Here is a 14,111-nt window from a genome sequence, read left to right as displayed (position 1 = left end):
TCGTGAAGGTGGGGTGCGCCGGTGGTTCCGGCGCACCCCACCATTTGTTGTCACGCGAAAACAGTTGTCCCAATTACGGTTTGGTCAGGAGGCAACCTTCGATGCTGAGGTCGAGGGTGCGATCGTCGGCCAGGCAGGTCGTGATCCAGTAGGTCTCCTGCGCGTAACCCTGACCTTCGGTGGCAGTCGTGGTGCCGTCCGCATTCACCTCGCACGGGTTGTTCATCGTGCACTGCTCACCGCTCTCGTTGATGGTGTTGTTCACCGCCACGACCTCGCCGGACGCATCGTCCAGGACCGGTGAGCCGGACGAGCCGCCGATGATGTCGCACCCGGGCATGCTGTAGCGGACCGAGTCGTGCATGGTCCAGTCCGCTTCCTTGAGCGTGTCGACGAATCCGTTGATGCCGCAGTGCCAGGTGCGTTGCCAGTAGCCCGACGCCACCGTGATCGAGGTCTTGTCGGCCGGCTTCGCGTCGGCCAGGGTCAGAGGTGCGATGCCCGTGTCGCTGGTGATCTCGTCATACGTCGCATCCAGTTCGTAGAGCGAGATGTCGGTGCCGGTCATCGTGGAGTAGAGCAGCCTGTCGGCGGCGACGGCGCCGACCGGGTCGCCGGCGGCGTTCAGCAGCTTGCCGGTCCGGCTGCTGGGCTGGTCGGTGATGACCTCGCCCGCGCCCGGCATACCGCCCTCGTAACAGTGGCCGTTGGTCAGCATCAGCGCGTGGTCGGTGCCGACGGACTGCGAGTAGCGCACGAACGACGCGGAGCAGTTGTCGAGGGCGATGGTGCCGGCGAGCGAATCTGAAGCGGCAGCAGTGGTTTCGGGCACGGTCTGTGCGGAAGCCGTTGTGCTGGTGGCGATTCCGGCGCAGCTGAGGATGGCGGTGGCCAGTGCTGCGTGGCGGAGAACCTTCATGAGGTGGTGCCTTTCACGTTCGGTATGACGGACGGTGAACGGTCCACGACTCTGGTGTGCGCGGTCGTTCCGCGTCACTGGAGTTGGCCGATGATTACCGGCTCTTGGGTAAGTTCTGCACGGCCGCTGACCGGGCGCAGACGTTCCGCAGGGGTGCGGCCGGTCCGGCATACACACGGGCACGGACGAAGCAGGAGGAGGCACCCGGTGTGATCACCGGATACCTCCTCAGCGGGTCGGGTCAGCCCTCGTGCTTCTCCAGAGCGACCAGCACGCCGGCCGCTGCGAAGTACTTGTTGGAGCCGAGGTCGCGCACGGTCTTGATGCCGAGCAGGTCCTTCAGCGCCTCGGTATGACGGGGCGTCAGGCCGGCCAGCGCATCGACCGGTGCGTCTAGGATCTCCTTCAGGCTCTTGTCCTCGTAGGCCTTGTCGAGCTTCTTGGCGAGATTGACCGAAACTGCCATGTCACGTCCTTCGAATCGTCTGATGCGTTGTCGCGGCCGGCCCACGCGGGTCGGGGCATTCGTGATCGTTCCGCGTGTGACGGTCCATGACAAGGGCTGGCGGGGGACTCCCAGGATGTGCACGGGTTGGCCGGGTCCGTAGGGTGCCAGCATGCGGCCTCACTACCCGATCGCCTCCCACCGCCTCGACAACGGCCTGCGGGTGGTCGTGTCGACCGACCACTCGGTGCCGACCGTCGCGGTCAACATCTGGGTCGGTGTCGGTTCCCGGCACGAGACTCCCGGCCGCACCGGACTGGCCCACCTGTTCGAGCACCTGATGTTCCAGGGGTCGCAGAACGTCGCCGAGGGGGAGCACTTCTCCGCGCTGCTCGCGCAGGGCGCGCAGATGAACGCGACGACGTGGGTGGACCGCACCAACTACTTCGAGGTCGTGCCCACCGGCGCGTTGGACCTGGCGTTGTGGCTGGAGGCCGACCGGCACGGGCGCCTGCTTCCCGCGCTCACCCAGGACAACCTCGACAACCAGCGCGACGTGGTCAAGGAGGAGAAGCGCCAGCGCTACGACAACGTGCCCTACGGCACCGCGTATGCCGAGCTGACCGGTCTCGTCTTCCCCGAGGGGCACCCGTACCACCACACGACGATCGGCTCGATGGACGACCTGGACGCCGCATCGCTGACCGACGTGCGCGACTTCTACAGCCGACACTACCGACCGAACAACACCGTCCTGACTCTGGTTGGTGACATCGAGCCGGATGACGGATTCGCTTTGGTCGCAAAGTATTTCGACGAGCTGACCAACCCGGAGGTGCCGGCCGACCGGCCGCTCGAGCAGTCGTTGCCGCCGTTGTCCGATCCGGGGCGGCTGGAGCGCACCTGCGACGTGCCGTCCGACCGGGTCTATCTCGGTTTCCGGCTGCCGGCCGGGGGGACCGACGATTTCATCTCGGCCGAGTTGGCCTTCGACGTGCTGGCCGGCCTCGCGACCTCACGGCTCTACCGGCGGTTGGTGCGACGGGACCAACTGGTCACCCATGTCTCGCGCAATGCCGGCGCACGCGTCGACGGGACCTCGATGGGCGCCCTGATCGTCGACGTGGCGGACGGTGCCACCGTTGAGCAGGTGGAGGAAGGCATCGGCGAGGAACTGCGTCGGCTGGCGACCGAGCCGCCGACCGACACGGAGTTGGCCGCGGCGGTCGCCGACGTCGAGCGCTGGTGGCTGCAGAGCCTCGCGCAACCGGACGAGCGAGCGGACGTGATCAGCGGCAACACGCTGTTGTATGACGACCCCGACCACCTCAACACCTATCTCGACCGGGTCATGGCAGTGACCGCCCAGGACATCGCGGCCAGCGCCGCAGCGTATGCACGGCCGGAGTCCGCCGCGGTCGTCGTCTATCGCAAGGCCAACGGCAAGGAGCAGAACTGATGGTGCAGCCCCGCCCCGTCGTGCCCGTCGCGCAGCCGTGGGAGTTCCCGGCCGGCACCCGGCATACGCTCAGCAACGGCATCGAAGTGCTGCTCTACAACCGTCCCGGTCAGCACATCACGTCCACCAGGGTGCTCATCCCGACACCGATCGCGGTCGAGCCGCGTGCCCTCGAGGGCGTTGCCACCATGGTGGCGCGCACCATGGACGAGGGCACCCGCAGTCACACCGCGGACGAGATGGCCGAGCTCTTCGATCTCAACGGCATCGCCTACGGCGCCGGGTATGGCGCACAGGGGCTGACCCTCGAGATCGATGCGACGGCAAGCAGATCCGCCAAAGGGTGGGCGCTGATGGCCGAGTGCCTGCAGGAGCCGGCGTTCCCCAGGACCGAGGTCTCACGGCACGTGAACCAGCGGCTGGCCGAGATCGAGCACGAGGCAGCCTCGCCGGATTCGCGAGCGGCCAAGGAGTGGGCGGCGAACTTCTACGACCAGGGATCGCGCGCGGCGCGGCCGGCCGGAGGGACGACCGAGACCGTCGGCGCGATCACCGCAGCGGACTGCGCGGCGTTCCACTCCCGATGGGTGCGTCCCGATGCTGCGACGGTCGTTGTTGCCGGTGAGTTCGATGAGGCCCGGACGCTGCGTGATCTCGACGCGACCCTCGGTGCATGGCAGGTCGACGGCGTTGCGCCACAGGATGATTCACCGATCGCGGTCGTTGCCGAAGGGCAGACGCGGGTGCGGTTCGTGCACCGGCCGGGTGCCGTGCAGACCGAGCTCTACCTGGGTTCCTTCGGGCCGGACCGGCGGGTGGCCGGAGGCTGGGCGCCATACCCCGCCCTGAGCTTTGTGCTCGGCGGGTCGCCGAATGCCCGGCTGGACGCGGTCCTGCGTGAGGACAAGGGCTACACCTACGGTTTCCGGGCAATGTTCCGGCCGCGCTCGGAAGGTGGGACGTTCCTGGTCTCCGGCTCGGTGCGCAGCGATGTGACGGTCGAGGCGACCCGGCTCACCCTGGAGATCCTCGATGCGGCGCGTGACGGCTTCACCGAGGAGGAGACTCGCGCGGCCACCGACTTCATCGGCAAGACCGCGCCGGCTCGCTACGCCACGGCCGACGCCGTTGCGGACGAGGCCGCGATGCTCCGATCCAACGGCCTGGGAACGGAATTCGTCTCGTCATACCTCGAGCAACTCGCGACGCTGGAGGCGGCCGACCTCGACACGGCCTGGCGCAAGTGGGCCGATCAGCCGCGCACCATCGTGCTGGTCGGTGACGCCGAGGCGCACGCTGCCGGCATACGAGACCTGGGCATCGGGGACGTCACCGTCATCTGACCGAGAGCTCCCCGAAGGATCACTCGCTCCGGCTGCCCTTGCGCCGCCGTACCGAGCGGACCGTGAGCGGGCCGACGAGCCGTGGTCCGGACAGCCTCTTCTCGAGCCGGCGGCCCTCCCGGCGCAGCGGCTGCGCGACGTACTCACCGAAGATCACGCCTGCCGCGAGCGCGAGGAGTACGACGGCCGCGTTGATCAGCTCGACGACGCCGTTGGGGTCGCCGGCGGTCAGGTGGGCCAGGCCCCGATAGACCGAGAGTCCGGGCAGCAGTGGCACCACACCGGCGACCACGAGGACCAGTGTCGGCACCTTGATCCGCGAGGCGATGGTGTAGCTGACCAGACCGACGATGATCGCCGCCGTCGCCGCGGGCCAGGAGACGCCCAGGTTGGCCTGGTAGCCGGCGATGAATGCAGTGGCCGAGACCATGCCGAGCAGTGCGGTCGGCAAGAGCGCACGTGCTGGGGCGTATGACGCGAACGCGAACGCCCCGGCACTGATCGCGCCCCCGAGCGCCATCTGGGGCCAGGGCGGATAGGCGCTCGCGCCAGGGGTCAGATTGACCAGCTTGACCCCCAGGGCCGTGGCGATGGTCAGGCCGCCACTGACACCGGCGATCGCGCCGGCGGTCGCGAGGGTCGCTTCCAGCGAGCGTGCCGCGGCGGTGAGCGGGAAGCCGGTCAGCGCATCCTGCACCGCTCCCATGTAACTCATGCCGGCCAGCAGCAGGATGATGCCCGCGCTGACGATCCGGCTCGGGTTGTCACTCAGTCCGGTGGCGATCACGACGACGGCCAGCATGGTGGCGAACAGGCCGCCGGCGACCTGCTGGTAGAACATCGGCAGCCGCTGGCGGCTCAGGTAGCGCTGGATGACGTCGATACCCATCGAACCGAAGAATGCCGCGGCGATGACGACGGGGCTGGCGCCCAGCAGCAGGCCGATGCCGAATCCCATCACACCCCAACCGAGGGTCACCACCCGCCGCGATCGCTCGTGGCCGGAGGAGACGATCTGCGCCAGGCGGGTGCGTGCCTCGTCCCGGTCGATGCGCCCCGACACCAGGTCGCGCACCAGCCAGTCGACCAGTGTCAGGTCCTCATAGTCGATCTCGCGTTGCGTGACGTTCCGCACCTGGATCATGCCCGGGTCCTCGGGCGACTGCTGGTGCGTCAGCTGCAGCTCGGTGAACGTCACACTGGCGCTGACACCGCGCAGGCCACACGCGATGCAGACGTTCTGCATCTGGACGCTCACGTCGGCCGCGCCGGCGCCGGAGGAGAGCAGCAGTTCCCCGACACGCAGTGCCAGATCGAGGGTCGGATAGGTGTCGTCGGTCGTCATCGTGGGTAAGTGTGATGGATTGCACGGAGCGTCACGTGTTCGCCCTGGGATAGCTGGGATCTGGCAGATTCTCGTGCGTCATCGTACGTGGCACGGGGCACCCGTGAGTTGACGGACCGGGTCAGGCTTGCAAATGTCGTAGGGCTGTCCCACCGTCCTCGACAAGGAGCTGAAGTCACTCGTGCAGACCCTGGAACCGACTGAGAAGCTGCAGGATTGGGAGGTCAGTGACGTTGTCGTCACTGAGCCCGGCATCATCCGAAGAGCCATCGGTGCGGCCGCGATCGGGAATGTCACCGAGTGGTACGACTTCGGCGTCTACGCCTACTTCGAGCCGACCATCAAAGAGGTCTTCTTCAATGGCCTGAGCGACGCCGCGGGCACGATCGCGACCTTCGGGCTCTTCGCCGTGGCGTTCCTGGTGCGGCCGTTCGGCGGGATGTTCTTCGGGCCGCTGGCGGACCGGATCGGGCGCAACAAGGTGCTCGCGATGACCATGGTGCTGATGGCACTGGGCACCTTCGCGATCGGCTGCATCCCCAGCCGCAGTGCCATCGGCTTCATGGCGCCGGTGCTGTTGCTGCTCGCCCGCCTGCTGCAGGGCTTCTCGACCGGTGGTGAGTACGGCAACGCGATGACCTTCATCGCCGAGTACGCGCCCGACCGCAAGCGCGGGTTCTGGGGCAGCTGGCTGGAGTTCGGCACGTTCACCGGTTACCTCTTCGGCGCGATCATGGTGACCGTCATGGACGCGTTGCTGACCCACGACCAGCTGATCTCGTGGGGCTGGCGCATCCCGTTCTTCATCGGGCTGCCGCTCGGCCTGGTCGGCGTCTACCTGCGGACCAAGCTGGCGGACACCCCGGCATACCTGCAGTTGGAGAAGGAGTCCGAGGAGCGCGAGAAGGAGAACAAGAAGGAGCAGTCGGGCAGCGAGCTCAAGGGCATCCTGCACCTGTGGCGCTACATGCTGGTCTGCATGGGCCTCGTGCTCGTCTGGAACGTCACGAACTACATGCTGACGTCGTACATGCCGACCTATGTCACCGACACGTTGCCGAGCGGCGGCGGCCAGGTCTCGGACAACACCTCGCAGGTCATCCAGATCGCCGTCATGGTGCTGGCGCTGGCCACGATCCCGTTGCTCGGGATGCTCTCGGATCGGGTCGGTCGCAAGCCGATCTCCTGGTTCGGTGCGATCGGGCTGATCGTGCTCGCCATACCGATGATCGCGCTGGTGCGCTCGCAGACGACCGCGGGTGTCTTCGCCGGCCTGTTGATCATGGCGTTGCTGCTCATCTGCTTCTCGTCCACGATGCCCTCGACGTTGCCGACCCTCTTCCCGACCAAGGTCCGTGGTGGCGCCCTGTCGATCGCGTTCAACGTCTCCATCTCGCTCTTCGCGGGGACGACGTCGGTCGTGGTCGGCGCGCTGGTGTCGCTGACCGGTGACCTCAACTGGCCGGCGTACTACCTGATCATCGCCGGCGTGATCGGTGCTGCGTCGCTGGTCTTCCTGGCCGAGCCGAACGGCCGCAAGATGTGGGGCTCGCCGCCCGCCGCGGCCACCCGCGAGGAAGCGCGTGAGGTGGTTCGGGTGCTGCGCAAGAAGTTCAACGATGCGCGCGATCGCGCGAAGACGTCCGGCAAGCCGATTCAGTCGCAGTAGCGCGCACCCCACCGAGAGGACACCAACGCACTGAGGGGACACGCAAATCGGGCCGCGACGCCCGGATTTGCGTGTCCCCTCGATGTTGTTCGTGTCCTCTCGATGAAGGAATAATGCAAAGAACTGTTTGCAAAGAACTCTTTGCGGTGTAGTTTCGTCGTATGGCGAAGCAGGAACGACGCGCGATCAACCGGGTGCGGCCGGACCTCGAGCAGCTCAAGGCGATGGCGCATCCGGTGCGGCTGGCGATGCTGGGCCGACTGCGTGCGGAGGGCCCGGCCACGGCCTCGTCCCTGGCGCTGCAGATGGGGCTCAACTCCGGAGCCACCAGTTACCACCTGCGGCAGTTGGCACAGGCCGGCCTCGTCGAGGACGACACGACGCGCGGCAACAAGCGCGACCGCTGGTGGAAGGCGACGCACGAGTCGACGGTGACCGAGCCGTCGCAGCTGTCCGACGTCGAGGGCAAGGCGGTGCTGGGGGCCTACCACGCGGTCGTCGCGCACCAGGCGGCGCAACAGATCGAGCAGGCCGCCGCCGAGATCGGTGACCTGCCGGAGGAGTGGTCGGACGTGGTCGGTGCAAGCGACTACAACGTCTATCTCACCCCTGCACAGGTCCGTCGGGTCAAGAACGCCGTCCACGAGGTCCTGCAGGAAGTGGCTGAGACCTCTCGCGACCCACAGGATGCCCCGGACGGCGCAGCCCCGGTCGTCTTCCAGTTCCACACCTTCCCGCGACCGGGTGCAATCGCCCATCGCGACGATGCGGAAGGCGCCGAATCATGAGAAACCGCAGGCCGTTTGCGGCGCTCGCCGTTGCCGAGGCGTTCTCCATCTCCGGCACCCGGCTGTCGCAGATCGCGGTGCCCTGGCTCGTGCTGACCACCACCGGTTCGGCGGTCTGGACCGGTGTCGTCGGCTTCGCGGAGATGCTCCCGTATGTCGTGGCCAAGGCACTCGGCGGCCCCATCGTCGATCGGATCGGTGCGAAAGTCGTTGCGGTCACTGCTGATTCGTGCAGCGTGTTGATCGTGGGACTGATCCCGCTGCTGCACGGGCTCGGCCTGCTGCATCTGGGGTGGCTGATCCCGATCGCCGCGCTGATGGGCGCCGTGCGTGGTCCGTCCGACGGTGCGAAGTCCGCGCTGGTGCCGGTGGTCGCCGAAGATGGTGCGATTCCGCTGGAGCGGATCACCGGGGTGATGGGCGCGATCGAGCGACTCGGAGGGACGGTCGGCGCGGCAGCAGCGGGTGCAGTCGTCGCCGTGATCGGTGCGCCGCAGGCGCTGCTGGTCAATGCGGTCACCTTCGCGGTCGCGGCGACCTGCATCTCACGCGGTGTTCCGGGTATGGAAGTCGTTGGATCGCAAGGTGATTCGCCGGATCGGGGTGAGGACGAGGCGTCATACGGGCAACGGCTGCTCGAGGGCTGGCGCTTCCTGCGTGGTGACTCGGTGCTGGTGGGCATCACAGTGATGGTGTCCGCCACCAACCTACTGGACCAGGCGTGGACCGCGGTGCTGCTGCCGGTGTGGGCGCACGACACCGGTCACGGCGCCGGCGCGGTCGGGCTCGTCCTCGCAGCGATGGCGGGGCCGTCGATCCTGGGTGCGCTGACCGCCGCGGCCGTGGGGGAGCGGCTGCCGCGATTGCCGATCTACACCTTGTGTTTCGTGCTGGGCGGCACACCGCGCTTCGCCATCTTCGCCTTCGACGCGCCGGTCTGGCTCATGATGGTCGTGCTCGCAACCGTGGGCTTCGTGTCGGGGTTCTGCAACCCGATCCTCGGCGCCGTGATCTTCGAGCGGATCCCGAAGCACCTCGTCGGACGCGTGAGCGCGCTGAACACCTCGCTGTGCTGGTCGCTCATCCCGTTCGGCGGCCTGCTCGGCGGCGGGCTGACTGCTCTCGTGGGACTCAGGGCCGCGACGCTCGGTGTCGGCGTTGCCTACTCCCTGGTCGCGCTGATGCCGTTGGTGCGCAAGAGCTTTCGCGAATTCAACAAGCCCCCCACGGACGAGCTCACCCCCGCGGACGAGCTCACCCCCGCGGCGGCGGGCACTCCGGCGGCACACACCACCGCCCCAGTCTGATTGCCGAGAGGACACCCAACGATCGAGAGGACACGAAAATCTGGCCAGAAGGGCCGATTCTTCGTGTCCTCTCGGTATGTTTTGTGTCCCCTCGGCGAAGAGGGGGCCGGTGGCCCCGGTGGCCGAGCTGAGCCATCGCGTCGCACTGCCGTCGTGTGATCGGAAGCGGCGACGGCCAAGATCAACTGAAGTGAACGAAAAGTCGACCGGTGCGGCGACGACCAAGCCGGCGCTGGGCGGCAACGAACGTGTGAGTTGCCGTCCAGCGCCGGCTTGCGAGGAGTCGGAGCAAGAGACTCAGGCGAGGTCGGCGAAGGCGTCGCCGAGGACCTGCAGGCCCTCGAGCAGCAACTCGTCGCTGATCACCAGCGGCGGCAGCAGCCGGATGACGTTGCCGAACGTGCCGCAGGTCAGGATGACGACACCCTGCTCGTGGCAGCGCTTGGCGACGGCCGCCGTGAGCGCGGCGTCCGGCTCCGTGGTGCCGGGCTTCACGATCTCGATCGCGAGCATGCCGCCGCGGCCCCGGATCTCACCGATGGCAGGGGTTTTCGCGGCGATGTCGCGCAGTGCGCCCGTCGCGAGCTCCTCGATGTGCTTGGCACGATCCAGCAGGCCGTCCTGTTCCATGGTCTCGATCGCGCCGAGCGCGGCGGCGCAGGCGACGGGGTTGCCGCCATACGTGCCGCCGAGTCCGCCGGGGTGCACCGAGTCCATCAGCTCCGCGCGACCTGTGACGGCCGACAGCGGCAGGCCGCCCGCGATGCCCTTGGCGGTGGTGACCAGGTCGGGCACGACGCCCTCGTGGTCGACCGCGAACCACTCGCCGGTGCGGGCGAAGCCGCTCTGCACCTCGTCGGCGATGAAGACGATGCCGTTGTCGGTGCACCACTTCGCGATCGCGGCCAGGAAGCCCGGGGCGGGCACGATGAAACCGCCCTCGCCCTGGATCGGCTCCATGATGAACGCGGCGATCTGATCGGCGCCAACGGCCTTCTCCGCCATGGTGATTGCGCGCTGCGCGGCCTCTTCGCCCGTCATACCTTCGGGGTCGCGGAAGGGGTATGACGTGGGGACGCGGTAGACGTCGGACGCGAACGGGCCGAAGCCCTTCTTGTAGGGCATCGCCTTCGCGGTCAGCGCCATCGTCAGGTTGGTACGGCCGTGGTAGGCGTGGTCGACCGCGACGACGGCCTGCCGGCCGGTGGCGTAGCGGGCGATCTTCACGGCGTTCTCGACGGCCTCGGCGCCGGAGTTGAAGAGCGCCGACTTCTTGGCGTGGTCCCCGGGTGTCAGCTCGGCGAGCTTCTCGGCGACAGCGACATACCCTTCGTACGGGCTGATCATGAAGCACGTGTGCGTGATGTCGGCGACCTGCTGCTGCACATTGGCGACCACGCGCGGGTCGGAGCTGCCGACGGTCGTGACCGCGATGCCGGAACCGAGGTCGATCAGCGTGTTGCCGTCGACGTCCTCGATCACGCCGCCGGCCGCGCGGGCGGCAAAGACGGGCATGGTCGACGAGACACCGGCAGCGACGACGGCGCTGCGTCGCTCGGCGAGCTCCTGCGAACGCGGACCGGGTATGGCGGTCCGCAGCTCACGACGCTGCGCGATGGCCGGTGTGGTGATGGTCATGAAGGGCTCCTTCTGCGTGTGACTGTGCTCTCAGTGTGGCACGGAAACGTTTCGAAATCGAAAGAGTATGCCGTAAGCGTCGATCAGCCGGCCGTTGTCACCCAGTCGCACAGGTAATGCCGAGTCGCACAGCTGCCGCTGTGCGACTCGGCCTTACCTGTGCGACTCGACGGTCAGTCACCCAACCGACGCAGCACCTCGTCGTGCAGTAGGCCATTGCTCGACAGGGCGTTCCCGCTCCACGGGCCGTCCTTGCCGTCGAGACCGGTGAATCGACCACCCGCCTCGGTGACGATCGGGGCGAGAGCGGCCATGTCGTGTACGGCGAGCTCCGGCTCGGGCGCGAAGTCGATGGCGCCCTCGGCGACCAGCATGTGTGCCCAGAAATCGCCGTAGCTGCGCACGCGCCATACCTCGTCCATCAGGTCGACGAGCGCGTCACGCCGGTCGATATCGGCCCACATACGCCACCCCGCGACCGAGGTGGAGGCATCGGAGATCTTCGAAACGCCTGACACGGCAATACGTTTCGCGCCCGACAACGAGCGCCCCGTCCACGCGCCGGTGCCGAGACCGGCCCACCAGCGCCGGCCCAGAGCCGGCGCGGACACGAGCCCGACCACCGGCACACCCTCGTCGACCAGCGCGATGAGCGTGGCCCAGACCGGCACGCCGCGCACGAAGTTCTTGGTGCCGTCGATCGGGTCGACGATCCAGCGCCGCGGTCCGTCGCCGTCCAGGCCCTGCTCCTCGCCCTGGATCGCGTCGCGGGGCCGGGCGCGCTTGAGCTGGGAGCGCAGAATCTCCTCGACGGCGATGTCCGCGTCGGTGACCGGGGTCAGGTCGGGCTTGGCAGTGACGTGCAGGTCTTCGGCACGGAAGCGTGAGGTGCTCGTCGGCTCGGCCGCGTCCGCGAGCACGTGGGCGAGGCGCAGGTCGTCGTCATACGTCGGCATGCCCCCGAACCTATCGGCCCGACGCTCAGACGAGTGGCCAGCCCTTCTTCGCGAGGCGCTTGCGCACGCGATCCAGGTCCGCCTCGATCGGCACGACGCCCGCGACGTGCCGCATCAGCTCCTGCGCCTCCTCCTCGGAGATTGGCGTCTTGGGCTCGCCGGGCACCTTGTTGGAGGCGATGAGCTCCTTGGCGACCTTCTTGATCTCCTTCTTGGTCAGCCGGCGCTGCAGCAGCGCGAACAACGGGGGCAGGTCCGAGGGCGGCACACCGTCCGGGTAGCCCGCACGCAGCCAGTCCAGGATGCGCTGGAAGAAGTTGACGCGCTCGGGGCTCTCGTCCTCCTCCTCGTCATCGTCGGCCTCCGAGTCGTCCTCGGGCATGGTGGCCGGCCAGCCGACGGCGGCCAGTCGGTCCGCAACCACCTGGACCTCAGCCTCACTGGGCGGCGCCGACTTGAGTTGCTCGACCGAGTCGGAGACGGTCTTCGCCGAGATCTCGCCGTCGGGGTTGTCGGCGATCAGCTGCGCACAGATCGCCTGGACGTCCTCGGGCTTCAGGGTCCGTTGCAGCAGGGCCAGCAGCGGCGGGAAGTCCTTCGGCGGTATGCCGTCCGGGTATCCCTTGCGCAACCAGTCCACGACGGAGGTCAGCAGGTTGGTAGCCATGGTCATCAGAACAACTCGATCCCGAGGTAGTGGTCGATGCTCTTCTGGGTGATGTAGAGGACGCCGATGACGATGGCGGCCACGACGACCGCGAAGACCGCGTATGCCGTCAGACGTGCCACCAGGTTGCCCGCGACGACGGTGCCGTCATCCTGCTCGTGCTCGCTTCCGGTGTCCCAGAGCCGCAGCCCCCAGGTGAACAACAGGGGGAGCCCGGCGCCGAAGAGCAGGCCGGCGACGAGCACCTTCGCCGTGCCGTCCACGATGCTTGTCCAGTCGATGTTCATGTCTCTATCCCTTTGTCCCTGACCGCCGCTCAGGCGGTCGGCACCTTCGACTTCTTGCCGGACGTCGTGCCCGCGGACCCGCTGTGCTTGGTGCTGTCGTCCCAGTCGGCGTTCACGTTGTCGGCACCCACCTTCTGCTGCTGCGCGCGATAGTAGATGTATGAGGCGAGGGCGACCAGCGCCAGGAAGATCACGATCGCCCCGGCGGCGCCGCCGATGAGGTGTCCGATGTAGAAGCTGATCGCACCACCGGCGGCCGCGCACGGGAGGGTGATCAGCCAGCCGGCAGCCATCCGCCCGGCGACACCCCAGCGCACGGTCGACCCGGGCTTGCCCACGCCGGTGCCGATGATCGAGCCGGTGGCGACGTGGGTGGTGGACAGCGCCATACCGAGGTTGCTGGAGGTCAGGATGATCGCGGCGGCGGATGCCTGTGCCGCCATACCCTGTGGCCCGTCGATCTCGACCAGACCCTTGCCGAGCGTGCGGATGATGCGCCAGCCGCCGATGTAGGTGCCCAGCGCGATGGCGCCGGCGCACAGGATGATGATCCAGACGGGCAGCCCGTGCGCTTCGATCTGTGCGTCGCTGAGGCTGCCGTGCGCGATGAGGGCGAGTGCGATGACGCCCATCGTCTTCTGGGCGTCACCGGTGCCGTGCGCGAGGGACACCAGCGAGGCGGTCGCGACCTGTCCCCAGCGGAAGCCCTTGTCCTGCTTGTCGGCGCTCACCTTCCGGCTCAGCGTGTAGATCCCGAGGGTGCCGATCGCCGCGACCGCTCCCGCGATCAGCGGTGACAACAGGGCGGGGATGATCACCTTGACGATGAGGCCGTCCCAGTTGATCCCGCTGGTGCCGATCGCTGCGAGCCCGGCGCCGATCAGCCCGCCGAAGAGTGCATGCGAGGAGCTGCTGGGCAGGCCGAGCAGCCAGGTCAACAGGTTCCAGAGGATGCCGCCGATGAGCCCGGCGAAGATGATGAACATCGCCTTCTCGGCATCGATGCCGCTGACCAGACCGCCGGATTTCTCCTGGATCTTCAGCACGGACGTCGTGACGGTGACCGCGACCTCGACGGACAGGAAGCCGCCGATGAGGTTCAGGACGGCCGAGAGTGCGACAGCGGTCTTGGGCTTCAACGCGCCGGTGGCGATGGACGTGGCCATCGCGTTGCCGGTGTCGTGGAAGCCGTTGGTGAAATCGAATCCCACGGCGGTGATCACCAGCAGGATCAGAATGAAGAGTTCGGCACTCACAGGTCACGAGTATGACGCTGCTCGCTGGGTGC

General features: G+C 67.6%; 13 protein-coding genes. 5 read left to right on the top strand and 8 right to left on the bottom strand.

The features are described from left to right. Positions 1-73: 73 nt before the first annotated feature. Together VG502_RS03555 and VG502_RS03550 are read right to left on the bottom strand one after the other, a co-directional pair. Complete coding sequence (locus tag VG502_RS03555) at positions 74-919, bottom strand: S1 family peptidase (RefSeq protein ID WP_325548647.1); 846 nt, start codon at positions 917-919, stop codon at positions 74-76. Positions 920-1,160: 241 nt separating this feature from the next. Next, on the bottom strand, positions 1,161-1,385 hold the full coding sequence (locus VG502_RS03550; RefSeq protein ID WP_325548646.1) for a hypothetical protein: 225 nt from the start codon (positions 1,383-1,385) through the stop codon (positions 1,161-1,163). A gap of 151 nt (positions 1,386-1,536) precedes the next feature. Between VG502_RS03550 and VG502_RS03545 the strand changes: the two genes are divergently transcribed. Further along, on the top strand, positions 1,537-2,823 hold the full coding sequence (locus VG502_RS03545) for a M16 family metallopeptidase (protein ID WP_325548645.1): 1,287 nt from the start codon (positions 1,537-1,539) through the stop codon (positions 2,821-2,823). Continuing rightward, on the top strand, positions 2,823-4,166 hold the full coding sequence (locus VG502_RS03540) for a M16 family metallopeptidase (RefSeq protein ID WP_325548644.1): 1,344 nt from the start codon (positions 2,823-2,825) through the stop codon (positions 4,164-4,166). Before VG502_RS03545 ends, VG502_RS03540 begins: the two co-directional genes overlap by 1 nt. A 19-nt stretch (positions 4,167-4,185) precedes the next feature. Here the strand turns inward: VG502_RS03540 and VG502_RS03535 are convergent, their stop codons facing one another. Continuing rightward, positions 4,186-5,511 carry a threonine/serine exporter family protein gene (locus tag VG502_RS03535; protein ID WP_325548643.1) on the bottom strand — a complete coding sequence of 442 codons (1,326 nt, stop codon included), beginning with the start codon at positions 5,509-5,511 and terminating at the stop codon, positions 4,186-4,188. Positions 5,512-5,692: 181 nt separating this feature from the next. Here VG502_RS03535 and VG502_RS03530 point away from each other — a divergent pair, with 181 nt between their 5' ends. The 3 genes from VG502_RS03530 to VG502_RS03520 all read left to right on the top strand — a co-directional run bounded on the left by VG502_RS03530 (position 5,693) and on the right by VG502_RS03520 (position 9,275). After that, a complete protein-coding gene (locus VG502_RS03530) occupies positions 5,693-7,180 on the top strand; it encodes an MFS transporter (protein ID WP_325548642.1) in 1,488 nt (495 codons plus the stop codon). Positions 7,181-7,341: 161 nt separating this feature from the next. Then, a complete protein-coding gene (locus tag VG502_RS03525; RefSeq protein WP_325548641.1) occupies positions 7,342-7,968 on the top strand; it encodes an ArsR/SmtB family transcription factor in 627 nt (208 codons plus the stop codon). Beyond that, on the top strand, positions 7,965-9,275 hold the full coding sequence (locus VG502_RS03520; RefSeq protein WP_325548640.1) for an MFS transporter: 1,311 nt from the start codon (positions 7,965-7,967) through the stop codon (positions 9,273-9,275). Before VG502_RS03525 ends, VG502_RS03520 begins: the two co-directional genes overlap by 4 nt. Before the next feature lie 297 nt (positions 9,276-9,572). Here VG502_RS03520 and gabT read toward each other — a convergent pair whose 3' ends face one another. The 5 genes from gabT to VG502_RS03495 form a co-directional block, all read right to left on the bottom strand. Further along, positions 9,573-10,913 carry a 4-aminobutyrate--2-oxoglutarate transaminase gene (gabT, locus tag VG502_RS03515; protein WP_325548639.1) on the bottom strand — a complete coding sequence of 447 codons (1,341 nt, stop codon included), beginning with the start codon at positions 10,911-10,913 and terminating at the stop codon, positions 9,573-9,575. A 173-nt stretch (positions 10,914-11,086) separates the two neighbouring features. Then, on the bottom strand, positions 11,087-11,869 hold the full coding sequence (locus VG502_RS03510) for an inositol monophosphatase family protein (protein WP_325548638.1): 783 nt from the start codon (positions 11,867-11,869) through the stop codon (positions 11,087-11,089). 25 nt (positions 11,870-11,894) lie between these two features. Continuing rightward, positions 11,895-12,542 (bottom strand): DUF3349 domain-containing protein, encoded by a 648-nt coding sequence (locus VG502_RS03505; protein WP_325548637.1) that lies wholly within the window; start codon positions 12,540-12,542, stop codon positions 11,895-11,897. Continuing rightward, positions 12,542-12,823, bottom strand: coding sequence for a hypothetical protein (locus tag VG502_RS03500; RefSeq protein ID WP_325548636.1), 282 nt, complete (start codon positions 12,821-12,823; stop codon positions 12,542-12,544). The genes VG502_RS03505 and VG502_RS03500 overlap by 1 nt, the downstream gene beginning before the upstream one ends. Before the next feature lie 29 nt (positions 12,824-12,852). After that, positions 12,853-14,079, bottom strand: coding sequence for an inorganic phosphate transporter (locus VG502_RS03495; RefSeq protein ID WP_325548635.1), 1,227 nt, complete (start codon positions 14,077-14,079; stop codon positions 12,853-12,855). Positions 14,080-14,111: the final 32 nt, after the last annotated feature.

It is taken from the genome of Flexivirga sp. (assembly GCF_035551235.1).
In the GTDB taxonomy this organism is placed as follows: Bacteria; Actinomycetota; Actinomycetes; order Actinomycetales; family Dermatophilaceae; genus Flexivirga.
The sequence above is the reverse complement of the archived record's forward strand: the minus strand, read 5'-3'. Positions and strand labels throughout refer to the sequence as shown.

Coding starts and splice junctions, on each gene's coding strand:
- VG502_RS03505 (WP_325548637.1), bottom strand. CDS start 12,542: ATGACCATGGCTACCAACCTGCTGACCTCCGTCGTGGACTGGTTGCGC.
- VG502_RS03525 (WP_325548641.1), top strand. CDS start 7,342: ATGGCGAAGCAGGAACGACGCGCGATCAACCGGGTGCGGCCGGACCTC.
- VG502_RS03555 (WP_325548647.1), bottom strand. CDS start 919: ATGAAGGTTCTCCGCCACGCAGCACTGGCCACCGCCATCCTCAGCTGC.
- gabT (WP_325548639.1), bottom strand. CDS start 10,913: ATGACCATCACCACACCGGCCATCGCGCAGCGTCGTGAGCTGCGGACC.
- VG502_RS03540 (WP_325548644.1), top strand. CDS start 2,823: ATGGTGCAGCCCCGCCCCGTCGTGCCCGTCGCGCAGCCGTGGGAGTTC.
- VG502_RS03535 (WP_325548643.1), bottom strand. CDS start 5,511: ATGACGACCGACGACACCTATCCGACCCTCGATCTGGCACTGCGTGTC.
- VG502_RS03500 (WP_325548636.1), bottom strand. CDS start 12,823: ATGAACATCGACTGGACAAGCATCGTGGACGGCACGGCGAAGGTGCTC.
- VG502_RS03510 (WP_325548638.1), bottom strand. CDS start 11,869: ATGCCGACGTATGACGACGACCTGCGCCTCGCCCACGTGCTCGCGGAC.
- VG502_RS03545 (WP_325548645.1), top strand. CDS start 1,537: ATGCGGCCTCACTACCCGATCGCCTCCCACCGCCTCGACAACGGCCTG.
- VG502_RS03520 (WP_325548640.1), top strand. CDS start 7,965: ATGAGAAACCGCAGGCCGTTTGCGGCGCTCGCCGTTGCCGAGGCGTTC.
- VG502_RS03550 (WP_325548646.1), bottom strand. CDS start 1,385: ATGGCAGTTTCGGTCAATCTCGCCAAGAAGCTCGACAAGGCCTACGAG.